Raw genomic sequence first — 25,473 nt, 5'->3', positions numbered from 1 at the left:
AATGAGTTTCAAGTCTTTAAAAATTGGTAAATATGAGATTGAAAAACCAATAGTACAAGGTGGTATGGGCGTTGGGATCAGTTGGGATCAGTTAGCTGGTACTGTTTCAAAAGAAGGCGGACTTGGAGTTATCAGTTCTGTCGGAACAGGTTACTACAAAGATAAAGAGTTTGCAAAAAAACTGGTAGCAGACAGGCCTTTGAGCGAAGCAAACTTTTACTCAAAAGAGGGCTTTACCGAAATAATAAAAAATGCCAGAAAAATCTGTGGTGACAAGCCTTTGGCCGCAAATGTTTTGTATGCTATCAATGACTACGGACGTGTTGTTCGCGATGCCTGCGAAGCCGGTATCAATATTGTAATAACAGGTGCAGGGCTGCCGACAAATATGCCGGAGTTCACAGAAGGCTATCCTGATGTAGCGCTTGTACCTATTGTATCTTCTGCAAAAGCTTTGAAAATTATTTGTAAAAGATGGCAGAAACGCTATAACCGTCTTCCTGACGCAGTTATTCTTGAAGGTCCCAAAAGCGGTGGGCATCAGGGCTTTACATACGAACAGTGTTCAATGCCGGAATATCAGTTGGAAAACCTTGTAAAACCTGTTGTAGAAGAAGCAGAACAATGGGGCGGCATGCCGGTAATTGCTGCAGGTGGTGTTTGGGACAAAAACGATATAGAAGCCATGATGGAACTCGGTGCGAGCGGTGTTCAAATGGGAACACGTTTTATCGGCACTTATGAGTGTGATGCGCATGCAAACTTTAAAAAAGTCCTTCTTGATGCAAAAGAGGGTGATATTAAACTGATGAGTTCTCCTGTGGGATACCCTGCACAGGGAGTTGTGACAAATCTCACTCATATGGTAGAAAAAAGAGAAGGTCCTGCAATTAAGTGTATTTCAAACTGTGTTGCACCGTGTAACCGGGGAGAAGAGGCTAAAATTGTCGGTTTTTGTATTGCAGACAGATTAAGTGATGCCTATGAGGGTAACCTGGAAACAGGACTCTTTTTCTCTGGAACCAATGGCTATAAACTAAATGAAATTATTACAGTAAAAGAACTTATTGACAAGCTTATGCATGGTGAATAATACTGTATGGTAAAAGTTTTTGCTCTCATACTTTTTTTTATTACTGTTTTACATGCTGTCAATGATCAGGAGATTTTAAAAAGGGCAGATTCTTTTTTAAAATCTTCGAGTAAAAGCAATCAGTTTCGTGCATATAATGATTATAAAAATCTGTATTTAAGAGCATTGTTGAACGGGGACAAGAAACTCAAACACTCCGCTCTAAAAGGGATAATCTCCAGTGGACATAAGTTACATATTGATGTAAAAAGATATGAACAGGAGTATAAACACCTCTCTCCTGCGTCCAGAAAAAATTACAAAGCAAAAAAAAACATTAAAGTCACATCTTCACATAAATTAAAATCAGTTCGCTTTTATAATAAAAGACTGGTATTACAGTTTGATAAAAATCTTCAAAAGAAACAGGTGAACTATTTTACGCTCAATGATAAACAAAAGAGCATCTATAAATATGTATTTGATATACATGCTTCCATGTTGAAGAAGTCAAATACTCTCAAACAAGAGGGGGTTGATAAAATTAAACTGGCACAGTTCAATCCAAATACATTGCGGTTGGTTATTCAAAACAAAACTCCTTTAAAAATCCGTTTTTTCAAAAAAGGCAAAGAGCTTTCTATAAAAATTATCAACAAGTCAGTAAAAACAAAGAGTGTTGCAGTATTTAACAAATACAGGAAAAAGTCACCCAAAAGACTCGACAGAAATAAAATCATAGTCATAGATGCGGGGCATGGCGGAAAAGACCCGGGAGCCATAGGATACAGAAAATACAGAGAAAAAATTGTGGTCTTAAGTATAGCAAGAGAGTTAAAGCGTATACTTCGTGCAAGAGGTTTTACAGTGTACATGACACGCGACAGTGATCGCTTTATAAAATTAAGAAACAGAACAAAATATGCAAACAGAAAAAATGCAGATATCTTTATCAGTATCCATGCCAATGCAGTTGGACGCAAAGATGCCAAAAAAGTTTGTGGACTGGAATGCTATTTTCTTTCAACATCCCGTTCAAGCAGGGCAAAAAAAGTGGCAGAAATGGAAAATTCGGCAGATTTGGATGAGATGGACTATTACGGAAAGCAAAGCTTTTTAAACACCATAAATTCACACAATATTGTTGCATCGAACAAGCTGGCAATTGATCTGCAAAGAGGGGCGTTAGCAACACTCAAAAGCAGATATAAGAATGTGAAAGATGCAGGGGTCAGAGAAGGACCGTTTTGGGTGCTTGTAGGGGCACAAATGCCTTCTGTTCTGGTAGAAGTCGGATTTATAACACATCCGACAGAAGCCAGACGGCTTGTAAGCAGAAGTTACCAAAAAACAATGGCACAGGGGCTTGCCAATGGAGTGGAACGCTATTTTATAAACTCTCAAAAAAGATAAAGCAGCCTTGAGGCTTAGTCCTCTTTTTTATATTCCAAATCCCCGGCAACAGCTTCTTTGTCGTTGATGACTTTTTCAATCTGCTGTTTGACTTTGTCATAACGGAACTGCTCTTTGAATCCCATAATTCTTCCTCCGGCAGCATTTGGGTGCCCTCCGCCGTTTGCCCACTCTTTGGATATCTGTGCAACACTTACCTTGTCGCTTGCACGCAGACTCATTGTTCCCCGATAGCTGACATCCACAATGAAATCATATTCAGGGTAGGCTGTTAAAAATCCGTTGCCGACTATGGAGGTGTTTCCTATTCCATAACTCAGGTAGCCTCTGTATCCCTTGTAATAGATTGTTTTTTCACTTCTGGCTTTGCCCATAAGTTCAACGACATACCGTGTGGCAAGATTGTCGAGTGTATCATCTTTGTCGCGTCTGAAAAAATTCTTTTTCAAAGAGTGGATTTTTTCATCAAGTAAAATAGGAGCATCAGGTTCATGAATGAATTTTGCCGCTTCATGCAACAGTGTGAGTTTGTAGTTTGAATCTTCATCAGGAAACATAATTCGGTTGAGCTCTTTTGTTTCTGTCACAAGACGCATACAGACTTTCCCGTATTCAAAATTGTCATGTTCTTCCTGTTTCCATAAATCTACTGCATTAACAACATCAACATACTTCTCCATCCATGCAGGTTCGTTGAGCTCAAAGTGTTCTTTTGCATAGTCATAGGTGATTTTTGTAGCGCAGCGGCTGGTATCAAGATAGTACCATTCATGTTTTTTTGCACTCTCTTCTCCGCTTCCATGGTGATCAAGAAGTTGTAATTTGACATCAAATGCACCGTCATTCATTTTTTTTACTTCATGGCTGAGCCAACGGGATTCATCCGCTGTAAGATTCAGGTCCGTAATAAGAATGTAAGCTTTTTCTTTTGCTTTTCTGATGTTTTCCAGCATAAGGTCGAGCTTTTGTTTCACTTCTGCTCCGTAATTGGAGTTGTAGTTAAATCTTTTGTACGGTGTGTACTGCATGACCAGCTGGCAGCTGTAGCCATCCAAATCAATGTGTGAAAGATGATGAATAGTTCTGTTTTTCATTTGTACCCTTTTAGTTATTTGTTTCTTGTGTTTGAATTGAAATAGAGCCCATCACTTCAAATGTAGCACTCGAATCAATTTCTGCATGAGAGAGTGTTACAACATCAAGAGAAAATCTCTCAAATATTTCTGCAACACTGCGACGGATTTGTGGATCGACGATAATAATAACAGGGGAAATCCCTTTTTGCAGTAAGTCTGCAGCCTTTGTGCTTGTTGCCTGAATCAGGGCATTTATTTCTCCTACATTGAGCATGAGGTTTCTCACACCGTCTTGTTCTTGTGATTTTTGCAGTAACAACTGCTCAGTCTGTGTATCAAATGTCAAAAGGCGTATCACCCCGTCATCCCCTGCATACATTTGGGTAATGACGCGAGAAAGTCTGGCTCTTACCTGTTCTGTTATAAGGTCAACATTTTTTGTGTATTCGGCAATATCTGCAATTGTCTCTAAAATAGTAAGCATATCTTTGAGCGGAATTTTTTCATGCAACAGTGCTTTGAGAACTCTTTGAATAAGACCGATAGAAGCCACTTTTAAAACGTCATCAATGATTACAGGATAATCATCTTTTATTTTATCAATAAGTGACTGTACTTCTTGACGGGTTAAAAGCTCTTCGGCATTGCGTTTGATGAGTTCGCTCATATGTGTGGAGATGACTGTAGCAGGATCAACAACGGTGTATCCGTTGATAATGGCATCTTCTTTTTGTTCCGGTGCTATCCACAGGGCGTCGAGTCCAAAAGCAGGTTCTTTTGTCGGTTCTCCCTGAATCTCTCCTGTAGCCATACCACTGTCCATCGCAAGAAATTTATCAGGCATGATCTCACCCTCACCGATTGCGATGCCTTTAAGCAGTACCTGATATTGGTTAGGTTTGAGATGTAAGTTGTCACGTATTCTGACCTGCGGCATTAAAAATCCATAGTCATTTGCTATTTTTCTTCGCATGGAACGGATACGTTCAAGCAAATCACCACCCTGGGAACTGTCGGCCAGTTTTATAAGTTGATATCCCAAAGTCAGTTCAAGCATTTCTACTTTGAGTATGTCATCAAGCGCATTTTCTCTTCTTTTGCAATTTCTTCGTTCGTTTTTTTCGGTTTGATTCTCTCTTTCTCTTTTTCTGTCTCTTCTTTTGTCTTGACACCAAGGAGATTCTCAACATCCAAAATGGAAAGTTCCCCTTTTTCATATTTGTAGATAGACCACCCAAGCAGGGCGAATATTATTCCGACAAATCCCATAGAGGCAGTAGGCAGGCCAGGAACAAGAGCAAACAGGAGCATGATAAAGCCGACTATCATCATAATCTTTGCATTTCCAATCATCTGTGAAATAGTGCCTTCGGCAAAATTGTCACCGTCACTTGAGGAACGGGTAATGATAATACCGGTTGCAGTTGAGGTAATGAGTGCCGGAATCTGGCTGACAAGACCATCTCCGATTGTAAGGAGTGTGAAGGTAGAAGCGCTGTCTGCAACGCTCATATCGTACTGAAAAACACCGATGAGAAAACCGCCGATGATATTTATAAGAGTAATAATAATACCTGCAACAGCATCGCCTTTGACAAATTTTGAAGAACCGTCCATCGCCCCGTAAAAATTGGCATCCTGAAGAATTTCTGCACGGCGTTGTTTTGCTTCGGCATCATCAATGAGTCCTGCATTTAAATCCGCATCAACCGCCATCTGTTTTCCGGGCATAGAGTCAAGTACAAAACGTGCTGCAACTTCTGCAACCCTTGTGGAACCTTTTGTAATAACCATAAAGTTAATAAGAACCAAAATGGAAAAAACGATAATTCCGATAACATAGTTTCCCCGACAACAAAATCACCAAAACTTGTAATAACATCACTGACCTGTTCCGGTCCCTCATAACCGTGACTTAAAATCATTCTGGTTGTCGCAATGTTGAGTGAAAGCCTAAAAAGGGTGAGAATCAGTATAAGTGTCGGGAAGGTAGTCAAGTCTGTCGGTTTTGGTACATATAATGAAATAAGCAAGATTAAAACAGACAAGGCAATTGAAATTGTCAGCAAAACATCCAATATCGAAGAAGGCAGAGGAACAATGATAATGGCGAGTATTGCCATTACAAAAAAGACAACACCAAGATCACGTTTGCCTAGTAAAAAGTTAAGGGAGGTTCCGATTTTTTGTTTTGTTGTCAATTTTCTTGCCAAGTGTCAGTGTCTCACCAAATTTAGTCGTCGAGTAAGTCTGCCAAAGTCAAGTTTGCCAAAAACAAATCTATTTTCCCCTGGAGTTTGTGTAAAAAAGGCCATATTGTACATGTACTGGCTTTTTCGGAAGGACAGTCTTCCAAAGAGGGAGCACACTCAAAAACAGTAGGTGCTTTGCCTTCTACGCAGGACGCGACACTAAGCATATTGATATCTTTGGGATCTTTGTTGAGTGCAAAACCACCATTGACACCTTTGTATGAGTTTAAAATCTGCGCTTTTGCCATAGACTGAAGAATTTTTGCCAAAAAACTTTTGGAGATAGAAAGCTCTTTGGAAAGAGTATCACTGTCCATTGGCGCTTCTGCTTTGCAAAGCAGTATAAGTGATAAGATGGCATATTCGCTGGCACGGGTTATAAGCATGTATTTACTTTCATTATTTAAACTTTTAAAATGATATTATATCCAAAATTACTGCTGAAATAAACAAAAATAAAATTTAAAGAAAAGTTTTGCTATAATCACGCTTCAATTCTTCTGCATTGTGCATTTGAGTTAGATTATTATACCTATCAGGAGGCTATTATGGCTTTAGATTCGGCTAAAAAACAAGAAATAGTTGCGAAATACGGTCGCAGTGAAAATGACACTGGTTCAAGTGAAGTTCAAATTGCACTTTTAACTGAAAGAATTAAAGAGTTAACAGAACACTTAAAAGTTTTCAAAAAAGATCACGCATCTCGTTTGGGATTACTGAAATTAGTTGGTCAGCGTCGTCGTTTGATGAAATACTTCAAAAGAAAAGACAAAGACGCCTATATGAAACTCATCGAAGATTTAGGCATCCGTGACAATATCTAAGTTTTAAACTTTTTCTTTAAAAGTCCCTTTTAAGGGACTTCTTCCTTACATGTAAACTAATTTTTATAAAAAAATCTCAATCGCCCTTTGTAAATCATCTTTTGTATCTATACCAAAACCCGTACTCGCCACTTTGACCATAGCTATATTTTTTCCATGGTATATTGCACGAAGCTGCTCTAGTTTTTCTATGTCTTCAACAGGGGCATCAGGGAGTGAACAAAACTCTTTTAAGCTTTTTTTAGAAAAACCGTAAATACCGATATGTCCGAAATAGACAGCTTCTCCGCTTTGATTGAATGGTATTTTAGCACGGGAAAAATAGACGGCATTGCTGTTTGCATCGAGCACAACTTTGACGAGATTGGAATCCTCTGCCGCTTGTGCATTAACAGCGTTGTAGCAGCTTCCCATAATAAAATCTTTTTTTTCTTTTTGCAGTTCTTTGAGTTTTTGTATAAGGGACTCAACAACATCAGGCTCTATAAAAGGTTCATCTGCCTGTACATTGATAATAAGTTCTTCATCCGATAAATTTAAAATAGTGGCACATTCATGAATTCTGTCCGTACCGCTTTTATGTGTTGTGGATGTCAGCATAGCTTTGATTCCATGCTTTTTACATGTAGTAATGATACGTTCATCATCGCACGCGACAACTACATCATCCAAATGTGATACTCTTTGTGCCGTTCTTACCACCATAGGCAAGCCTCCTATGTCTGCTAAAACCTTTTGCGGAAACCGTGTGGATGCCAATCTTGCCGGAATAATAATCATATTAATCTGCCCTTATGATATAATTGCAATATTATAACCCAAGGGACTTTAATTCATGCTTCTTTACCAACCGGATTCTGGTTACTGCTATAACAGCGACTCTCTTTTTTTGTACGATTTTATCAACTCTTTTCATCCCAAAGGGAAAGTTTTGGATGTAGGTGCAGGTTGCGGAGTGGTAGGACTGCTTGTTGCAAGAGACAATGAAAAAATAGAACTTGAAGCAGTGGAAAAGCAGGAAGTTTTCAGGCATTTTTCAAAAACGAATGCCCGAGTGAACAAAATAGCGTACAGACTGCATGAGTGTGATTTTTTGGATATGCAAGAAGTACAGAAATATGACTATATTATTTCGAACCCGCCATTCTATCCGGCTGGTGTACAAAAAAGCCAAAATGAGATATTGTTTAATGCACGCTATAATGTACACCTCCCTTAGAGAAGTTTTTTAAAAAGGTATCGCGTTTGTTGCGGCCACATTCACATTTTATATTTTGTTATGATGCGACTCAGTTTGGAAATGTCTGCGTTGAACTTGAGAGAGTCAAAATGAAGATAGTGGATGTGCAGTTTGTCCACCCCAAAATTGACAGGAGTGCATCACTTGTAATGATACATGCAAGAAACGGTTCAAAGGCAATGATGAAGGTCTGGCCTCCATTGATAAGTTTTGAGGGAGACAATCCTTCACAAAAAGTACAAAACATTTATAAAAAAGCCAATACACAGAGTATAAAATGTCAAATATAATAAAAAAAGAAAATTATCCCTATGCTTTTGATGCCAGTGCATGTGCTGCATGCGAAGGCAGATGCTGTACAGGCGAGAGTGGTTATATATATGTCACTAAAAATGAAATATTTGCAATTGCAGAAGTTTTAGCAATGGATGTTAATGAATTTGCGTTAAAATATCTCTTTAAGAAAGGGTATAAATACTCTATCAAAGAAAATAAAATCAATGACTCCTATGAATGTGTTTTTTATGACAGAAAAACAAATGGGTGTAAAATATACAGTGCCCGTCCAAATCAGTGTAAAACATTTCCTTTTTGGGATTATTACAAAACCAGAGTTGATGAGCTAAAACTTGAGTGTCCAGGAATAATAGATGATTAGAATTCTCCTTTTAGTAACAGTGTCGCTGTTTTTTGTTTCATGCTCAACGCATCCCAGACCGATAAGTCCAAATGAAAAAGCTTTTGAGGGTGAAGATCTCTATATCATGCTTGCGTTAAATGCTGAACTTACAAAACATTATGATGTGGCGGCAAAGCGTTTTGAAGAACTTTATGACAAAGCATCCAAAAAAGAGTATCTGTATCGCTCTTTGCATAACTATCTTTTGGCAAAAAAGAATGAAAAAGTGATTGAAAAAGTTGATGAAATAACAGAGGGTACTTTCTCTGATCCAGCGCTTATCCGTCTAAAAATCATTGCTTTGACGGAAATGGGAAAACTCGATTATGCAAAAAAACTCTCAATCGCACTTGCAAAAAAAACACAAAAAGCAGAGGATTACCTTTTAGCCAGTGATGTGTATATCAAAAACCAGGAATTTGATGTAGCTTTAAAGTATCTTAACAGTGCATATATGAAAGAGTATAACGAAAAAATACTTGATAAAATGGCAATTATTCTGTATGTTAATCTGCACAGGAAAAAAGATGCGATTGCCTATCTTGAGACACATACACGCATGCACGGATGCTCACAGCTTATTTGTAACCGTTTGATCGGAATTTACAGTAATGAAAACAATATTGAAGGTTTGCTCTCTGTATATAAAAGACTCTACAATTTAAAAAAAGACAAATCAGTCGCACAAAAAATAATCCGTATATATGCCTATAAAAGAGACTATGTCAAACTTATTGACTTTTTGGAAGAGACACATGCAGATGATACGGTACTTTTAGAACTCTATACGACAGGGAAAAATTATGCAAAAGCAAGTGCTTTGGCGCAGAAACTTTATGAAAAAAGCGGGGATATAAAATATTTGGGACAAAGTGCTGTTTATGAGTATGAAGCACACAGCAAGAAAATGACAAAAAAGCTTTTGGCGTCTATAGTAAAAAAGTTGACAAAAGTTACCAAAGAGACAGATGAACCACTCTATCTAAACTATTTGGGCTATATTCTGATTGATCATGACCTGGATATCAAAAAAGGTATGTACTACATCAAAAAAGTGTTAAAAACAAATCCGGATTCTGCATTTTATCTGGATTCGCTGGCATGGGGCTATTATAAACTTGGAAAGTGCGTTGAAGCGAAAAAAGTGATGGACAGGGCAGTCAATATGGAAGGCGGAGACAATCCTGAAGTACTCTTACATGTAAAGAAAATAGAGGCATGTTACAAAAAGAGTTTAGAACACAAAAAGGGGAAGAAAAAAAGATGATTTTAGATGATATTATTAAAAAAACAAAAGAAGATCTGATACAAAGAGAGAAAGAGTTTTCTCTGGACTGGTTAGGACGTTCTCTTGCATTCAATGCCAGACAGCCGCGTGATGTAATTCCGTTTTTAAAAGCTACAGAGGAAGACCCGTACAGAATTATTGCTGAGGTGAAAAAGGCCTCGCCTTCAAAGGGTGTCATTCGTGAAGATTTTGATCCGCTCGCCATTGCTCAGGCGTATGAACGGGGAGGGGCAAGTGCTATTTCTGTTTTAACGGAACCGCACTTTTTTCAAGGTTCTCTTGATTATCTTGCAGGTATTCGCAGATATGTTTCTGTTCCTCTTTTAAGAAAAGATTTTATTATTTCAAAATATCAGGTACTTGAAGCTCTGGTTTTTGGGGCTGATTTTATTTTGCTTATTGCAGCAGCTTTAAGCAAGAAAGAGCTCAAAGATTTGCTGGGCTATGCAAGACACTTGGGATTGGAAGTTTTGGTTGAGGTGCATGACAAAAAGATTTGGTAAAAGCTATTTATGCCGGGGCAGATATTATCGGAATAAATCACAGAAATCTGCAGACGTTTGAGATGAATATGAACCTTTGCTATGAATTGATTCCTTTAATACCAAACGGAAAAATTATTGTGGCGGAGAGTGGCATATACGAGCATGGACAGCTTGAAGATTTAAGCAAAGCAGGGGTTGACGCATTTTTGGTCGGTGAATCATTAATGCGGCAAGAAGATGAAGAGTTGGCAGTAAAGAAACTGAAATTCGGAGAAAATTATGAAAAAAAATAAAATTATTATTCTGCTTTTTACACTCACAGTGTTCTTTTTGAGCGGATGTACGCAAGAAGCACAAAATAAAATAGGACGCTCTATCCAAAACTGGACAGGAACAAACGGTGTGCTTGATATTTATATGGGCGGCAAACTGGTGCAGAGATTTATCAAAATTGACAAACTTACCACAGCGACGAGTACAGACGGAAATACACCGAGAAACTACCGCTACGGGTATGGTTATATAGATACAAACAGAAATTTTGTAGTTGATAAAGGGGAGAAAAAAGTCTACTTTGAAATCAGTAATTATTCAACACCCTATGTGTTTTATGAAAACCCAAAGAATTAAATGATGGATGTGATTCAACTTTTTAAATATCTGATCAACTCAAAAAGTGAAACACCGGATGATGGCGGTATTTTGAATTTTGTTGAGGATTATCTTCCCGGTTTTGAAGCGATAAGAATTGATATTGAAGATGTTAAAAATCTTTTTATCTATAAAAGATTTTCCGAGGGTGAGCATCTCTGTTTTGCCGGGCATGTTGATGTTGTTCCTGCAGGAAAAGGATGGGATACAAACCCGTATGAAGCTGTGGAAAAAGAGGGCTTTATATATGGTCGCGGCGCACAAGATATGAAAAGCGGTTTGGCGGCATTTATACAGGCCGTCAAAGATACGCAAAATTTTCAAGGCACACTCTCTTTGATCTTAACATCAGATGAAGAGGGTGAGGCAACAGCAGGCACCGTAAAAGTGTTAGAGTATTTACAGCAACATAATATGCTTCCGGATGCCTGTGTGGTTGCTGAGCCTACATGTGAAGATAAATTTGGAGATGCCATAAAAGTTGGACGTCGCGGTCTCTATTAACGGGTATCTTACAGTTAAAGGCAAGCAGGGACATGCTGCATACCCTGAGAAGGCAATAAACCCTATTCATAATATAGCAAAAGTATTGGGTGATATGGCGGGCGTTGATTTGGATGAAGGTGACGAGTTTTTTGCTCCTTCAAAGTTTGTCATTACAGATATACGTTCAGGTATGCAGGTGACAAATGTAACCCCAAATGAACTCCAAATGATGTTTAATGTCAGAAATAATACAAAAACCACGCAAAAAGAGGTGCGTGACTTTGTAGCAAAACATTTACAGGGGCTTGATTATGAACTTCGTCTGACACAAGGTTCATACCCTTTTAAAACAGATACAGATACAAAACTGGTCAAAAAGATAGATGCAGCTATAAAACAGGTTACATGTAAAGAGCCAAAACACTCTACTGCCGGCGGAACGAGCGATGCAAGGTTTATAGCGCCTCTTGGTGTGGATGTTATAGAATTTGGTGTACGTAATGACACGATTCATTCAATAAATGAGAGGACAACAAAAAAAGAGGTAGAAGATTTATATAGAGTTTTTAGCTGTCTAATAGAAAATTGGAATAAATAATGAAATTTATTTTGATGCTTCTGTTACTCAGTGAAATGATTTTTGGAGCAGAACTGAAATGGCCGTGCGATTATTCTAAAGCACTGCTAACTGCCAAAAAAGAACATAAACTTGTCTATGTTTTAATAGTTTCAGATACATGTAGATGGTGTAAAAAGTTTGAAAACACAACTTTGCAAAACAAAAAGATTAAAGAGAGAGTTAATAAAGAATTTGTTACAGTTTTACTCTCTAGAGACCGCCATTTTATACCAAAAGGTTTTAAAACGTCACCGGTTCCAAGACACTATTTTGTAGATGCAAAGGGGAAGATACTTTACTCATCTTTGGGTTACAGAGATGAAGAACTATTCGATTCATTTATGGATAATGCACAAGAAAATTATATAAAACTAAAGGATACAAACAATGGAAGCAGTACAAACAAATAAAGCACCATCGGCAATCGGACCATACTCACAGGCAATAGTGGCAAATGGAGTAGTATACACATCAGGGCAAATTGCATTAACACCAGAGGGTAGTGATGAGTTGTTAAAAGAAAATGTAGGTGTTCAGGCTGTTGCCGTGTTGCAAAACCTTAAAGCTGTTTTAGAAGAAGCTGGAAGCTCTTTAAATGATGTTATTAAAACAACAATTTTTTTAGCAGATATGGACTCGTTTGCAGCAGTGAATGCAGTATATGAAAAAGCATTCGGTGAACATAAACCGGCACGTTCAACTGTAGCAGTAAAAACACTTCCTAAAAATGCACTTGTCGAAATAGATGCAGTTGCATTAGTGACAAATTACTCTTTTTAAACTTCCTCCTCTTGAGGAAGCTTCTTCCTTCTTATTCCTTTTGATCTTCATTTGACGTTTTTATTGTAATTATAATCACTATAAATACATATGTTAAGTTTAACTTATTTTAAAGATTGAGGTTGTATAATCTCATCTTATCAATTAAATAAGTCAACAAAGGAATTAAAATGAGAACATATAAAAAAGTGGCATTAGCTGCCATAATTGGTTTAGGTTTACTATCTACTGCAGCCAGTGCAGATGCGGATAAAGGTATGAGAATTTATCAGAAAAAGCTTAAAAGTGTTTGTGGTTTTTCAGGTGCAGTATTCGCAGCAAAACATACACAAGATGAATGGGCAGAAGCAAAAGAGAATGGTGAACTTGGAAAAGTGATGACTGAAGCATGTCCGGCGGGAGCTGACTTTTTTGACAGTGCAAAATTTAAGAAAAAATTCTCTTCACATTTATATGACTTTGTTCATGACTTCGCAAGTGACAGTGGTAACATCCCTTCTTGTTAATTAAAAGTATAAGTGCACCTGCACTTATCTTATTTTACATCTAACATAAATTCTACATGTAAGGACAATATATGAAAAAAGTATTACTTTCACTTGCCGTTATTAGCGGTTTAGCACTCAATGCTTTTGCTGATGATATTTCTGATTTAAAAGAACAAATCAAAGCATTGACTGATAAAGTAAACAAATTGGAAAAGAAACAAACACGGACTAATAAGTCACTTGCTAAAGTTAAAAAACATGATGCATATGACAATATTAAATGGAATATTGATTTTCGTACAGCATATGATAATTTAAATTATAAACTTAAAGGTGGAGGAAGTGTGAGTAATCCATCTCTGTTAACCAGTCGCTTATGGCTTGGAATGGGGGCTGCACCGACATCAAAACTGTCTTTTAAAGGACAAATAGCTGTTTATAATACTTGGGGTGGAAATAACCTTCCTGCAACAGATCAATTTCAAAATGTAAATTGGCGTGCAAGTTCAAAAGCAGATGATATTACTTTAAAATTAAGACGGGCATATTTTGTGTATAAGATCACAAATGGAAAACATCCTGTAAGTATTAGTGCCGGACGCCGTGCAGCTTCTGACGGATTCTTGGCAAATCACAGAGAAGGGCTTAAAAAACCTGGTTCTCCTTTAGCACATATTACCAATATGGAAGTTGATGGTGCGATGCTTAGAATCGGTAATGCATTTGGACTTGAGGGTTCGTATGTGAAATTTGTACTTGGAAGATCATATACAAATATAAATCAAGCTTCGTACAGTGGAACACCATATACGGATGTAAATTCGACGGATGCAAATGTTAATTTCTTTGTTATTCCGATGAGTATTTACAATGATGGACAATATAATTTAATGGCTCAATATACTGCAATCTTCGATTTTATGGGAACTAATCAGAATTTAGTTTCTACACAAAATCCTAACGGTGCAACAACAGGAGCAGGTTTAAAACATATGGGTGCGGTATCATTGCAGGTAGACGGCTTAAATGAAGATATAGACTTTTTAGATGATTCAACATTTTTTGTTTCAGTCGCATTCACGACAAGTGATCCTAAAAGTGGATATAAAATGTTAGGCAGTGATAAAACGCAAACAGGTTATAGTTTTTGGACTGGTTTTATTTTCCCGGACACATTTACTGAAGATGGTAGAATTGGTTTGGAATATAACTATGGTACAAAGTACTGGGCTCCAATGACATGGGCTGAAGATACGATGAGTAGTTCAAAAATTGCCACTCGCGGTAATGCGTATGAAGCATATTGGAATTTACCTTTAGAAGGTGGTCATTTTTCTACGCAGTTGCGATATACATATATGGATTATAAATACAAATCAAATATAGAAGAGTTTTGGGCATCACCTGATTTACAAACAGGTGATGCAAAAAGTGCGCAGGATGTAAGATTTTATTTGAGATATAAATATTAAAAATAGGGAAAAAATGAAAGAAAATAAAGAGATAGAAAATTTTTTAGATGAGAAGGTAAGCAAGACTGGTCTATCGCGTCGTGATGCCATTAAACTTATGGGAATCTCGCCAATTGCAGCAGGTGTACTTGCAAGTACCGGAAGCAGCTCTTTTACAAAAGCTGAGGCATCTGATGCTACAGGAAAAATAGTTATTGTTGGTGGAGGTGCTGGTGGTATTATGGCTATGGCTCGCCTGCACCGGGCTCTGTCTAATCCTGATATTACACTCATTGCGCCAAATGACAAGCATATTTATCAGCCGGGTCAAGTTTTTGTTGCCGCTGGTGAGATGACAACAGACGACTTACTAAAAGAGAACAAAGATTTTATCCCTGATGATGTGAAATGGATAAAAGATGAAGTAAAAACTTTTGATCCTGATAACAACAAAGTTGTGACAAGAGCAGGAGAAGAAGTAAGTTATGATTATCTTGTTGTGGCAACAGGATTACAATACCATTATGAATGGATTGAGGGACTTACAGAAGATATGATAGGAAAAAATGGTATTTCATCTGTATATCTGAACAATCCTGAAGAAGGAACTGCTGTAGGTGGAGAACTGACTTGGAAGTGGTTTAATGAGTTAAAAGATGCAGCTTCAAAAGGAAAGCCAAAAGTTATTTGTACGCAGCCTGCAACTCCAATAAAATGTGGTGGTGCCCCTCAAAAAATTCTTTACTTGAGTGATGATTATTTAAAAGAAAAGGGTCTCACTGCTGATTATACATTTGCAACAAACGGTTCTAAACTTTTTGGTGTTCCTGCGGTAAATAAAACGCTTGTAGAAGAAGTACAGCCTAGATATGGAAATATTACAAATAAATTTAAGCATAACCTTATAGCAATTGATGCCCAAAAAAAGATAGCAACTTTTGAACATAAATATGAAGTAAAAGGTGAGTATGATGAAGATTTAGAAGAGTATGATATCATTAAAAAAACTGAAAAAGTCACAATGGCATATGATTTTATTCATATTGTTCCGCCAATGGCTGCTGTTGATGCGGTGGCAAATTCTAAACTTGCATGGCAAAAAGGTACAGGAAAAGGCTGGTTAGAAGTTGACCAGTATACACTTCAACACAGACGTTATAAAAATGTATTTGGAATTGGAGATATTTGTGGTGTACCAAAAGGTAAAACAGGCGGATCAGCTCGTCATCACGGGCCAATTGTAGTTGGCAACCTAATTTCTGTAATGGAAGGTAAAAAGCCGAAAGAAAAATTTGACGGCTATACTGTATGTCCACTCAAAACGCAATACGGAAAAATTATTCTAGCAGAGTTTAACTATAAAGGAGCAGCACCGTCATTTCCATTAGCTGTAGGTGAACAAAGATGGATATGGTGGGCATTTGACCTTTATATGTTAAAACCTATGTATTGGTATTTAATGATGAGAGGTTTAATGTAGCATGAAAAAAGTATTGATAAGAGAAGCAGTTATATATACTGTTTTCCTTATCTTACTCTCTTTTTTAATGCACCCTGATTTGTTGTTTCACGTTGGCAACAGGTTAGCTCATATACACGAACGAGGTAATTATTATCACCCTTTTATATATGCATTTATTGTGTATATTTTGCTTTTTTTTGTACGAATTGTTATTAAAAAGGTAATATTTCTGGTAAAGAAGTTTAGATTTAAATAAGAATTAAACAAAACTTAAAGCTTGAATGGGTATAATTCCGCACTTTTTGTAGAAATACAACCTAAAAATATTTAAGGACCATAGATGTATGCAATTATTAAAAATGGTGGTAAACAGTATAAAGTTCAAGAGGGTGATGTTCTTTCATTAGACAAATTATCTTTAGAACCTGAAGCTACTATCGAAATCAAAGAAGTTCTAGCAGTTAATGCTGGCGAACTTAAAATGGGAGCTCCGTATGTTGACGGTGCTGTTGTAACTGCTGAAGTTATCAGCGAGGGACGTGACAAGAAAGTTGTAATTTTCAAAAAGCGTCGTCGTAAAGATAGTAAAGTGAAACGTGGTTTCAGAAGAGATCATACTCGTGTTCGTATCACGAAAATAGCTGCATAAGCTAAAATAACTTAAGGAGAATAGTATGGCACATAAGAAAGGTCAGGGTAGTACACAGAATAATCGTGATTCGGCTGGTAGAAGACTTGGTGTAAAAAAATTTGGTGGAGAGGCTGTAGTGGCCGGTAACATCATTATTCGTCAAAGAGGAACAAAAGTTCATCCAGGCAAAAATGTAGGTATGGGAAAAGATCATACTATATTTGCTTTGGTTGACGGTGTTGTTGCGTTTGAGCGAAAAGACAAAAAGCGTCAACAAGTTTCCATTATACCTGCTGCGTAATTTCTACAGTATAAAACCTCTTGTTTCCATCATATCCGATGGAAACATATTCCACAAAGAAAATTCAAAATATTTAATAAGTTACTTTATAATTCATAGTATTTTCTTAAGTATTTACAATGGCATAAAGCCATAAAAAGGATTCACGAATGTTTACAGATAGTGTCGAATTAACAGTTAGTTCTGGAAAAGGCGGGCAAGGGTGTGTGGCTTTTCGCCGTGAAAAGTTTGTACTCAATGGTGGTCCAAACGGTGGCGACGGCGGAAAAGGCGGTGATATATGGTTTAAGTGCGACAACAATACGCATACACTTTCACACTTCCAGAGAAAAATGCATATAAAAGCTGAAAACGGCAAACCCGGCGAAGGTTCAAACTGTACCGGAAAATCAGGGGCAAAAAAAGTCATTATTGTCCCACCCGGAACACAGATTATTGACCAGGAAAGCGGTGAAGTTCTTTTTGATATGGTTGAAGACGGACAGGAAGTGAAATTTCTGCAAGGCGGAAAAGGCGGACTCGGCAATACACACTTTAAGTCACCGACCAAACCAAAGACCGACGTATGCACAGCCCGGTGAAAAGGGTGAAACGAGAAATATCAAGCTTGATTTGAAACTGATTGCAGATATCGGACTGGTCGGTTTTCCAAATGTCGGAAAGTCTACGCTTATTTCTACTGTGTCCAATGCAAGACCTGAAATTGCAAATTATGAGTTTACAACATTAACGCCGAAACTCGGTCAGGTAAATATCGGAGATTATGAATCATTTGTTATGGCAGATATTCCCGGAATTATCGGCGGAGCGCATGAAGGCAAGGCCTTGGAATAGAATTTCTTCGTCATATCGAAAGAACAGAGATATTGCTGTTTATGATAGATTTGGCATCGTACAGAGATCTCAAAGAACAGATAGAGGTACTCAAAGACGAAGTAGCTTCTTTTTCACAAAAGTTGGGCACTTCGCGATATGCAATAGCATTAACACGAACAGATATAGTGCCTCAAGAAGAAGTTTCCCAAAAAATCGCCGAATTTATCAAGATGCTTGATCTTGAGTCCAGCAAGGGAAGTGAATTTGATTTTGATGAGGATTTACCTTATTTTATTCAGGGGAGTGTTGATGAAACATTAGGGTATGATAGAGAAAAACCTTATTTTGTTGTGCCTATTTCTTCCGCGATTAACAAAAATATTGAACCTTTAAAGTACGCACTCTTTAATTTAGTACAGCAAACAAGGCAGTAATTCCATGCGTGTTGTAGTCAAAGTAGGCAGTGCCGTTTTAACCCAGGATGGCAATATAGCACTTGATCGTATGCGTTCTCTCGTAGAATTTCTAAGCGAGTTAAAAAAAGAGCATGAGGTGATTTTGGTCTCTTCCGGTGCAGTTGCGGGTGGTTATACCGAGCTGAAACTCGATAGAAACAATATTGCAAACAAACAGGCTTTAGCCGCAATAGGCCAGCCTATTTTGATGAATAAATATGCGAACAAGTTTTCAAAATACGAAATACTGACAGCACAGGTGTTAGTGACTGCTGCAAATTGAATACTCCTCTGATATTAAGCGTGTGCGCGCAACTGTTGAAACGCTTTTGCAAAACAGTGTACTTCCTATTGTCAATGAAAATGATGCAACGGCAACAGATGAACTTGAACTTGGTGACAATGACCAGCTCTCAGCATATATAGCAAAAGACATGCAGCCGATATGCTTGTGATTCTTTCAGATATTGATGCCTATTATGACAGCGATCCGAGAAAAAATCCCGAGGCAAAAGCATTCAAAACAGTAAACAAAATCAGTGAGGAAGAACTGCATAAAGAAGTCACTCCAAACAATGTTTTTGCAACAGGGGTATCGTTACGAAACTAAAAGCCGCAGAATATCTTCTGCAGGCAAACATAGATACATTTCTTGCCAGTGGTTTTGATTTAAGTGATGTGAAAAGTTTTATGCTTGAAGGTTCCCACAAGGGCGGTACTCTCTTTACATGTAAAGGTTAGCAATGAAAAATATAATATTTATGGGGACACCTGAGTATGCCCAGAAAATTCTTCAAAAAGTAATAGCAACAGAAGATATAAATGTTGTTGCCGTCTATACACAGCCTGACAAACCTGTCGGGCGCAAAAAAGTACTTACGCCTCCTCCTGTGAAGCTTACTGCGCAAGAGCATAACATTCCGCTCTATCAGCCAAAAAAACTTCGGGATGAGGAAACTGTAAAAGAGATTTTGGAAATTCCCTGTGATTTTATAGTAGTGGCTGCATACGGGCAGATTTTACCACGAGAAATTTTAGATCATGCACCCTGTATCAATCTTCACGCTTCGGTGTTACCGCAATATCGCGGAGCAAGTCCGATACAGCAAACCTTGTTAAACGGTGACAAGACAACCGGTGTAACTGCCATGCTTATGGAAGAGGGGCTTGATACGGGTGACATTTTAAAAATCGAAAAAGTCTCTGTCGGTGAGGAGATGATGGTTGAAGAGTTGTTTGAAAAGCTTACACAGACTGCTGCTGATCTGACGATAGATGTGCTGCGCAATTTTCATATATATACGCCCAAAAAACAGGATGATGCACATGCTTCTTATTGTAAAAAAATAACAAAAGCAGACGGTGCAGTTGTCTTTGACAATGCGCAGGAGATTTATAACAAATACCGTGCTTTTACACCATGGCCGGGAATTTATCTTGCAAGCGGACTGAAACTAAAAGAGATACAGCTTGAAAAAAAAGATGAAGAACATGCTGATGCCGGCAAAATAACTGCAATAGACAAAAAAAGTATTGTCGTTACATGTAAGCAGGGGGCTCTTCGTATTTATAAGGTACAGCCACAGTCAAAAAAAGAGATGGATGTTATCTCTTATATTAACGGGAAAAGACTCGGACTTGAAGATACATTACTATAATACACTGCCATCAACGCAGCTTTTTTTAAAAGAACAGTTGAAAAACAAGAAGCTGACTGCTCCTGTGGCTGTGGTTGCAGATATTCAGACAAAGGGAATCGGCAGTCGAAATAACGAATGGAGTTCCCAAAAAGGAAATCTTTTTTGTCCTTTGCCCTGGATACAGAACAATTGCCTCATGATTTAAAATTAGAATCTGTGTCACTGTACTTTTCTTATCTGCTCAAAGAAACTTTATCTGAATTTGGTTCAAAAGTTTTTTTAAAGTGGCCGAATGATTTTTATATCGGTACAAAAAAAACAGGCGGAATGATTACAAACAGAGTAGACGATACACTTGTCTGCGGTGTGGGAATAAACCTTGTAACAGCACCACAGGGCTTTGCATCATTGGATATTACGCTCAACAGAAAAATATTAATTGCAGCATATTTGAAAAATATAGAAAAAAAGGTTTTATGGAAGCAAGTTTTTAGCAAATATAAGTTAGAATTTGAAAACAACAAGGAGTTTTTTACCCATAGTGATGGTAAAAAAATATCACTTGAGTCTTGTGTACTCGAGAGTGATGGCAGTTTGAATATAAATGGTGAGAGGATATACAGCAGGCGATGAGTGAAGTAATAGTAATTGCAAATCAAAAGGGCGGAGTAGGCAAAACGACTACCGCTGTAAACTTGGCAGCGTCACTTGCTGTTGCAGAAAAAAAAGTGCTTTTGATTGACTCAGATCCGCAGGCAAATGCCACGACATCATTGGGCTTTCACAGAAATGATTATGAGTTTAATATTTATCATGTGCTTATAGGTACTAAAAAGCTCAAAGAAATTATTCTCAAATCAGACCTGCCTACCCTGCATTTAGCACCTTCAAACATAGGTCTTGTGGGAATAGAAAAAGAGTATTATGATGCAGACAAAGCCAAAGGGCGTGAACTTGTTTTGAAAAAAGCGATTGCAAATGTACAAAAAGAGTATGATTATATTATTATAGATTCTCCGCCGGCGCTTGGTCCGATGACAATCAATGCACTTTCAGCGGCAAACTCGGTCATTATTCCGATACAGTGTGAATTTTTTGCACTTGAAGGGTTGGCACAGCTTCTCAATACTGTCAAGTTGGTAAGAAAATCAATTAATCCGAAACTTGCGGTAAGAGGCTTTCTTCCAACTATGTTTTCATCACAAAACAATTTGTCCAAACAGGTATTTGCAGATTTGCGTCAGCATTTTAAAGGCAAACTGTTTAAAGATGCTGCAGATAAATATATAGTGGTACCGAGAAATGTAAGACTTGCAGAATCTCCGTCATTCGGAAAACCTGCAATCTTGTATGATGTAAAATCAAGCGGTTCTATTGCATACCAAAATTTAGCACAGGCGATTATACGATAATGAAGTCACAAAAACTAGGCAGAGGGCTGGATGCCTTCTTGGAGAAATAGACGAGGCATATGAAAATGAAGGAAGCCAGTATGATGCTGTATTGGAGATTCCGCTCAAGGACATCCGACCGAATCCTTTTCAGCCAAGAAAATCCTTTGACGAAACTGCCTTCTGGAACTTGCCGAATCCATAAAAAATGACGGACTGATTCAGCCTATAGTTGTAACAGAAGATATTGACGGCTATATCTTAATTGCAGGAGAGCGGCGACTACGCGCCTCAAAGCTTGCAAAACTCAAAGAGATACGGGCAGTAGTTCTCAACTCTGATGAACAAAAAATGCGGCAATTCGCGTTGATTGAAAATATTCAAAGAGAAGAATTAAATGCTGTAGAACTGGCAGAAGCATATACAGAACTTATAAAGCTGCATGATGTAACACATGACGAACTTGCCAATATTATTCATAAAAGCAGAACCCATATAACAAATACTCTGCGTCTGCTGCAGCTTGCTCCAAAGACACAAAAGGCACTGGTTGAAAAAAAGATTTCAGCAGGACATGCAAAAGTAATGGTTGGGTTAAATGAAAAAGACCAGCAGCTGATACTCAATTCGATTATAGGGCAGAAACTGAGTGTACGCGAAGTTGAAGCTATGATAAAAAACATGAAAAATGTAGAGCCTGCACCAACTGAGTCTGTCAAAAAGAGCGATGCCGATTATGATTTTACACAGATAAAAGAAAAATTCAGTGCACTTGGATTCCATGTAAAGGCTTCTAAAAATAAAATAACCGTCAGTTTTGCATCACAAGATGAAATTGATGAATTTTTGACACATTTTAGAAACTAATCACGCAAATAACAAATTTATACCTCCATTTAACTATCGTTTCAATTTTATAATAGTATAATCACGCAACTTTTAGGAGGTGCTATGTTAGATATAAATCCAATACTACTTTTGGCTACATTTGTTGTATTTGTTTCCCTTATAGCCGTTCTGAACAGTTGGCTTTATAACCCATTACTTTCTTTTATGCAAAAGCGTGATGATGACATTAAAAAAGATCTTGAAAAAGTAGGATCAAATGACAATGAAATCAATGAGCTCAAAGCAAAAGCAGAGTCAATAATTATGAATGCCAAGCTGGAAGCTGCGGCCCTAAGAGAAAAAGTTATCGCGGATGCTAAGGAATTAGCTGACAGTAAGTTAGAATCAAAACGTGCTGAACTCGCGGCAGAGTATTTAGAGTTTGAGCAATCACTTGCAAAATCTAAAGATGAGTTGACTTCTGACTTAATGTCACAAGTTCCGGTATTTAAAGAAGCTGTAAAAGCTAAATTTAGTCAGATATAAAGGTGTAATGTGAGTAGAATTTTAGTATTAATGCTAATGATATCAACTTATGCATTGGCATCTGGGCACGAGCATGCAGGAACAGACATAGTTCAAAGAACTGTAAACTTCCTGTTATTTGCCGGGCTTGTTTGGTATCTAGTTGGGGAACCTGTAAAGAATTTCTTTGCATCAAGAAGTCAGGCAATAGCTGACGAATTGAAAAAGGTTCAGGAAAAGCTGAATGAATCAATCGCTCTTAAAAAAGAGGCATTGGCAAAAATTTCTGAGGCTGAAAAGTTTGCTGAAGAGTTGGCGATTGTTTCTAAAAAAGAGAACAAAATTTTGAATGACACGATTATTGCACAGGCAGAAAGTGATATTGAAGCTATGGTGAAAAAATTTGCTCTCAAAAAAGAATTTGAAGAAAAGAAAATGATTCGCAGTGTTGTTGAAGATGTCTTAAAAGAGACATTGAAACAAAGCAGTGATAGTTTTGACAGAGAAACTATGGCTAATATCATTTTGAAAAAGGTTGCCTGATATGGAAGAACTGATTGCAAAACGATACATAAAAGCTTTAGGTATGGGTTCTGACTTAGCATCTATGCAAAATATGACAACAGTATTTTCTGCCTTGGCAGAGTCATTTAAAAATGACAAGTTTGTCAGTATTATTGCTAACCCAAGCATAAAAGCTCAAGAAAAATCAAAGATTTTGTTAGAGGCGGTAAAAAGTGCCAACTCTGATAAAATCAACAACTTTATCAAGCTGTTGGTAGAAAACAAACGTATCAATATTATTCCGGCAATTGCACAGGAATTGAAAAGTGATTTGGCAAAAGCGGCTAAAACTTATGAAGGTGTTATTTACAGTGATACAGATATCAATTCAAAAGTAATAGAAGAATTGAGTGCCGGCTTAGGCAAAAAGTATGATGTAACTATCAGCCTGACATTTGTTAAAAATGACTTTAACGGTATAAAAGTAGAAGTAGAAGGTCTTGGTATAGAAATTAATTTTTCTAAAGACAGAATAGACAGACAAATTATAGAACATATAATAAAAGCAATTTAACTTTCAATGAGAGGAGAACAATAGTGGTAGCAAAAATTCAAGCTGATGAAATCAGCTCAATAATTAAAGAGCGTATCGACAACTTTGAACTAAGTGTTGATATCAATGAAACAGGTAAAATTGTTTCTTATGCCGATGGTGTTGCGAAGGTTTACGGACTGAGCAATGTTATGGCGGGAGAAATGGTAGAATTTGAAGAGGGAACAAAAGGTTTGGTTCTAAACCTGGAAGAGAGCAGCGTTGGTGTTGTTATTCTCGGTTCTGGTCCTGAACTTCGTGAGGGAATGAGCGTGAAGCGTTTGGGAACACTTCTAAAAGTTCCTGTAGGGGATGCCCTTCTTGGCCGTGTTGTAAATGCACTTGGCGAACCGATTGACGGTAAGGGTCCGATTGATACTACAGAAGTTCGTTTTGTAGAAGAAAAAGCACCTGGAATTATGGACAGAAAATCTGTACATGAGCCACTTGCAACGGGTATCAAAGCAATTGATGCACTTGTTCCGATTGGTCGCGGGCAACGTGAACTTATCATCGGTGACAGACAAACCGGTAAAACTACAGTTGCGTTAGATGCAATCATCAACCAAAAAGGCAACGGTGTTGTATGTATATATGTTGCCATCGGTCAAAAAGAGTCGACTGTTGCACAAATCGTTCGTCGTCTGGAAGATCACGGAGCAATGGAATATACAATTATTGTATCTGCTACTGCTGCTGAAGCTGCTGCACTTCAATTTTTAGCTCCGTATACCGGTGTTACTATGGGTGAGTATTTCCGTGACAATGCAAGACACGGTTTGATTGTATATGATGATTTGTCAAAACATGCGGTTGCATATCGTGAAATGTCACTGATTCTTCGTCGTCCTCCGGGTCGTGAAGCATATCCTGGTGATGTTTTTTATGTTCACTCCCGTTTACTTGAGCGTGCTGCAAAAATGTCTGACGAAAACGGAGCCGGTTCTTTAACTGCTCTTCCTATTATTGAAACACAGGCCGGAGACGTTGCGGCATATATTCCTACGAATGTTATCTCTATTACCGATGGTCAGATTTTCTTGGAAACTGACTTGTTTAATTCAGGTGTTCGTCCTGCGATCAATGTCGGTCTTTCAGTATCTCGTGTTGGTGGTGCTGCGCAAATTAAAGCTACAAAACAGGTAGCAGGTACATTAAGACTTGATCTTGCATCATTTAGAGAATTGCAGGCATTTGCCCAGTTCGCATCTGATCTTGATGAAGTTTCACGTAAACAGTTAGAGCGTGGACAAAGAATGGTTGAAATCCTAAAACAGGGGCCTTTTTCACCACTTCCTGCTGAAAAACAGGTTGTTATTATATTTGCCGGAAATGAAGGTTTCCTGGATGATATGGATGTATCAAATGTTGTTCGTTTTGAAGCAGAACTGTATCCGTTTATAGAAGCATCATATCCTCAGATCTTTGAAAATATCAGAAGTACTAAAAAAGTAGATGATGAAACAAAAACACTATTGATGAAAGCACTAGAAGAGTTCAAAGCCAGCTTTGTAGCTAACTAAG

General features: G+C 37.7%; 24 protein-coding genes and 7 pseudogenes. 27 read left to right on the top strand and 4 right to left on the bottom strand.

What is annotated here, in order from left to right; translation table 11 throughout:
* Position 1: 1 nt before the first annotated feature.
* Positions 2 to 1,093: a nitronate monooxygenase gene (locus MLC44_RS09770; protein ID WP_151899891.1), complete on the top strand. Its 1,092-nt coding sequence runs from the start codon at positions 2 to 4 to the stop codon at positions 1,091 to 1,093.
* 6 nt (positions 1,094 to 1,099) lie between these two features.
* Positions 1,100 to 2,485 carry an N-acetylmuramoyl-L-alanine amidase gene (locus MLC44_RS09765; protein ID WP_434657114.1) on the top strand — a complete coding sequence of 462 codons (1,386 nt, stop codon included), beginning with the start codon at positions 1,100 to 1,102 and terminating at the stop codon, positions 2,483 to 2,485.
* A 14-nt stretch (positions 2,486 to 2,499) separates the two neighbouring features.
* Here MLC44_RS09765 and MLC44_RS09760 read toward each other — a convergent pair whose 3' ends face one another.
* From MLC44_RS09760 to MLC44_RS09750, 3 genes and pseudogenes are all read right to left on the bottom strand, one after another.
* Positions 2,500 to 3,579 (bottom strand): DHH family phosphoesterase, encoded by a 1,080-nt coding sequence (locus tag MLC44_RS09760; protein ID WP_151899892.1) that lies wholly within the window; start codon positions 3,577 to 3,579, stop codon positions 2,500 to 2,502.
* Between the two features lie 10 nt (positions 3,580 to 3,589).
* Positions 3,590 to 5,774, bottom strand: a pseudogene (flhA, locus tag MLC44_RS09755) (flagellar biosynthesis protein FlhA).
* 20 nt (positions 5,775 to 5,794) lie between these two features.
* Positions 5,795 to 6,199: an RrF2 family transcriptional regulator gene (locus MLC44_RS09750; protein ID WP_151899894.1), complete on the bottom strand. Its 405-nt coding sequence runs from the start codon at positions 6,197 to 6,199 to the stop codon at positions 5,795 to 5,797.
* 162 nt (positions 6,200 to 6,361) lie between these two features.
* Here MLC44_RS09750 and rpsO point away from each other — a divergent pair, with 162 nt between their 5' ends.
* Positions 6,362 to 6,637, top strand: coding sequence for a 30S ribosomal protein S15 (gene rpsO / locus MLC44_RS09745; RefSeq protein WP_151899895.1), 276 nt, complete (start codon positions 6,362 to 6,364; stop codon positions 6,635 to 6,637).
* 63 nt (positions 6,638 to 6,700) lie between these two features.
* On the opposite strand, the gene kdsB is transcribed toward rpsO, so the two are convergent.
* Positions 6,701 to 7,417: a 3-deoxy-manno-octulosonate cytidylyltransferase gene (gene kdsB / locus MLC44_RS09740; protein ID WP_418640534.1), complete on the bottom strand. Its 717-nt coding sequence runs from the start codon at positions 7,415 to 7,417 to the stop codon at positions 6,701 to 6,703.
* A gap of 55 nt (positions 7,418 to 7,472) precedes the next feature.
* Here kdsB and MLC44_RS09735 point away from each other — a divergent pair, with 55 nt between their 5' ends.
* The 24 genes and pseudogenes from MLC44_RS09735 to atpA all read left to right on the top strand — a co-directional run bounded on the left by MLC44_RS09735 (position 7,473) and on the right by atpA (position 25,472).
* Positions 7,473 to 7,856 carry a methyltransferase gene (locus tag MLC44_RS09735; RefSeq protein WP_434657112.1) on the top strand — a complete coding sequence of 128 codons (384 nt, stop codon included), beginning with the start codon at positions 7,473 to 7,475 and terminating at the stop codon, positions 7,854 to 7,856.
* A gap of 26 nt (positions 7,857 to 7,882) precedes the next feature.
* Entirely contained in the window at positions 7,883 to 8,167 is a 285-nt protein-coding gene (locus tag MLC44_RS09730) for a hypothetical protein (protein WP_434657110.1), read from the top strand.
* Complete coding sequence (locus MLC44_RS09725) at positions 8,155 to 8,535, top strand: YkgJ family cysteine cluster protein (RefSeq protein WP_151899898.1); 381 nt, start codon at positions 8,155 to 8,157, stop codon at positions 8,533 to 8,535. The genes MLC44_RS09730 and MLC44_RS09725 overlap by 13 nt, the downstream gene beginning before the upstream one ends.
* On the top strand, positions 8,528 to 9,823 hold the full coding sequence (locus MLC44_RS09720) for a hypothetical protein (RefSeq protein ID WP_434657107.1): 1,296 nt from the start codon (positions 8,528 to 8,530) through the stop codon (positions 9,821 to 9,823). The genes MLC44_RS09725 and MLC44_RS09720 overlap by 8 nt, the downstream gene beginning before the upstream one ends.
* A pseudogene (gene trpC, locus MLC44_RS09715) lies at positions 9,820 to 10,622 on the top strand (indole-3-glycerol phosphate synthase TrpC). Before MLC44_RS09720 ends, trpC begins: the two are co-directional and overlap by 4 nt.
* A complete protein-coding gene (locus MLC44_RS09710; RefSeq protein WP_151899900.1) occupies positions 10,609 to 10,959 on the top strand; it encodes a hypothetical protein in 351 nt (116 codons plus the stop codon). The pseudogene trpC and the gene MLC44_RS09710 overlap by 14 nt, the downstream one beginning before the upstream one ends.
* Before the next feature lie 3 nt (positions 10,960 to 10,962).
* Positions 10,963 to 12,064, top strand: a pseudogene (gene dapE / locus MLC44_RS09705) (succinyl-diaminopimelate desuccinylase).
* Positions 12,064 to 12,495, top strand: a complete 432-nt coding sequence (locus tag MLC44_RS09700; protein ID WP_434657105.1) for a DUF255 domain-containing protein — start codon at positions 12,064 to 12,066, stop codon at positions 12,493 to 12,495. Before dapE ends, MLC44_RS09700 begins: the two are co-directional and overlap by 1 nt.
* Positions 12,473 to 12,865: a RidA family protein gene (locus tag MLC44_RS09695; RefSeq protein WP_434657103.1), complete on the top strand. Its 393-nt coding sequence runs from the start codon at positions 12,473 to 12,475 to the stop codon at positions 12,863 to 12,865. The genes MLC44_RS09700 and MLC44_RS09695 overlap by 23 nt, the downstream gene beginning before the upstream one ends.
* A 170-nt stretch (positions 12,866 to 13,035) precedes the next feature.
* Positions 13,036 to 13,371, top strand: coding sequence for a cytochrome C (locus MLC44_RS09690; protein WP_434657100.1), 336 nt, complete (start codon positions 13,036 to 13,038; stop codon positions 13,369 to 13,371).
* A gap of 71 nt (positions 13,372 to 13,442) precedes the next feature.
* Positions 13,443 to 14,825, top strand: a complete 1,383-nt coding sequence (locus MLC44_RS09685) for a DUF3373 family protein (RefSeq protein WP_434657098.1) — start codon at positions 13,443 to 13,445, stop codon at positions 14,823 to 14,825.
* A 13-nt stretch (positions 14,826 to 14,838) separates the two neighbouring features.
* The gene (locus MLC44_RS09680; RefSeq protein WP_434657095.1) at positions 14,839 to 16,284 is read left to right on the top strand and encodes an NAD(P)/FAD-dependent oxidoreductase; all 1,446 of its coding nucleotides are present in this window, start codon (positions 14,839 to 14,841) and stop codon (positions 16,282 to 16,284) included.
* 322 nt (positions 16,285 to 16,606) lie between these two features.
* Positions 16,607 to 16,915 carry a 50S ribosomal protein L21 gene (rplU, locus tag MLC44_RS09675; RefSeq protein WP_013326568.1) on the top strand — a complete coding sequence of 103 codons (309 nt, stop codon included), beginning with the start codon at positions 16,607 to 16,609 and terminating at the stop codon, positions 16,913 to 16,915.
* A 25-nt stretch (positions 16,916 to 16,940) separates the two neighbouring features.
* Complete coding sequence (gene rpmA, locus MLC44_RS09670) at positions 16,941 to 17,198, top strand: 50S ribosomal protein L27 (RefSeq protein ID WP_151899904.1); 258 nt, start codon at positions 16,941 to 16,943, stop codon at positions 17,196 to 17,198.
* Positions 17,199 to 17,347: 149 nt separating this feature from the next.
* A pseudogene (gene obgE, locus MLC44_RS09665) lies at positions 17,348 to 18,448 on the top strand (GTPase ObgE).
* 4 nt (positions 18,449 to 18,452) lie between these two features.
* Positions 18,453 to 19,210: pseudogene (gene proB / locus MLC44_RS09660) on the top strand (glutamate 5-kinase).
* Positions 19,211 to 19,212: 2 nt separating this feature from the next.
* Positions 19,213 to 20,127: a methionyl-tRNA formyltransferase gene (fmt, locus tag MLC44_RS09655; protein WP_434657093.1), complete on the top strand. Its 915-nt coding sequence runs from the start codon at positions 19,213 to 19,215 to the stop codon at positions 20,125 to 20,127.
* Positions 20,072 to 20,742 (top strand): annotated as a pseudogene (locus MLC44_RS09650) (biotin--[acetyl-CoA-carboxylase] ligase). Before fmt ends, MLC44_RS09650 begins: the two are co-directional and overlap by 56 nt.
* Positions 20,739 to 21,521 (top strand): ParA family protein, encoded by a 783-nt coding sequence (locus tag MLC44_RS09645; protein WP_151899909.1) that lies wholly within the window; start codon positions 20,739 to 20,741, stop codon positions 21,519 to 21,521. The pseudogene MLC44_RS09650 and the gene MLC44_RS09645 overlap by 4 nt, the downstream one beginning before the upstream one ends.
* Positions 21,521 to 22,367: pseudogene (locus MLC44_RS09640) on the top strand (ParB/RepB/Spo0J family partition protein). Before MLC44_RS09645 ends, MLC44_RS09640 begins: the two are co-directional and overlap by 1 nt.
* An 84-nt stretch (positions 22,368 to 22,451) precedes the next feature.
* Positions 22,452 to 22,874 carry a FoF1 ATP synthase subunit B' gene (locus MLC44_RS09635; protein WP_151899911.1) on the top strand — a complete coding sequence of 141 codons (423 nt, stop codon included), beginning with the start codon at positions 22,452 to 22,454 and terminating at the stop codon, positions 22,872 to 22,874.
* Between the two features lie 9 nt (positions 22,875 to 22,883).
* Entirely contained in the window at positions 22,884 to 23,396 is a 513-nt protein-coding gene (locus tag MLC44_RS09630; RefSeq protein ID WP_151899912.1) for a F0F1 ATP synthase subunit B, read from the top strand.
* 1 nt (position 23,397) lies between these two features.
* Positions 23,398 to 23,931: a F0F1 ATP synthase subunit delta gene (locus MLC44_RS09625; RefSeq protein ID WP_151899913.1), complete on the top strand. Its 534-nt coding sequence runs from the start codon at positions 23,398 to 23,400 to the stop codon at positions 23,929 to 23,931.
* A 23-nt stretch (positions 23,932 to 23,954) separates the two neighbouring features.
* The gene (atpA, locus tag MLC44_RS09620; RefSeq protein WP_151899914.1) at positions 23,955 to 25,472 is read left to right on the top strand and encodes a F0F1 ATP synthase subunit alpha; all 1,518 of its coding nucleotides are present in this window, start codon (positions 23,955 to 23,957) and stop codon (positions 25,470 to 25,472) included.
* The last annotated feature ends 1 nt before the right edge of the window (position 25,473 follow it).

This window comes from Sulfurimonas sp. NW9 (genome assembly GCF_051132275.1).
GTDB classification, from domain to species: Bacteria; Campylobacterota; Campylobacteria; order Campylobacterales; family Sulfurimonadaceae; genus Sulfurimonas; species Sulfurimonas hydrogeniphila.
This window is presented reverse-complemented; position numbering and strand designations above follow the sequence as displayed.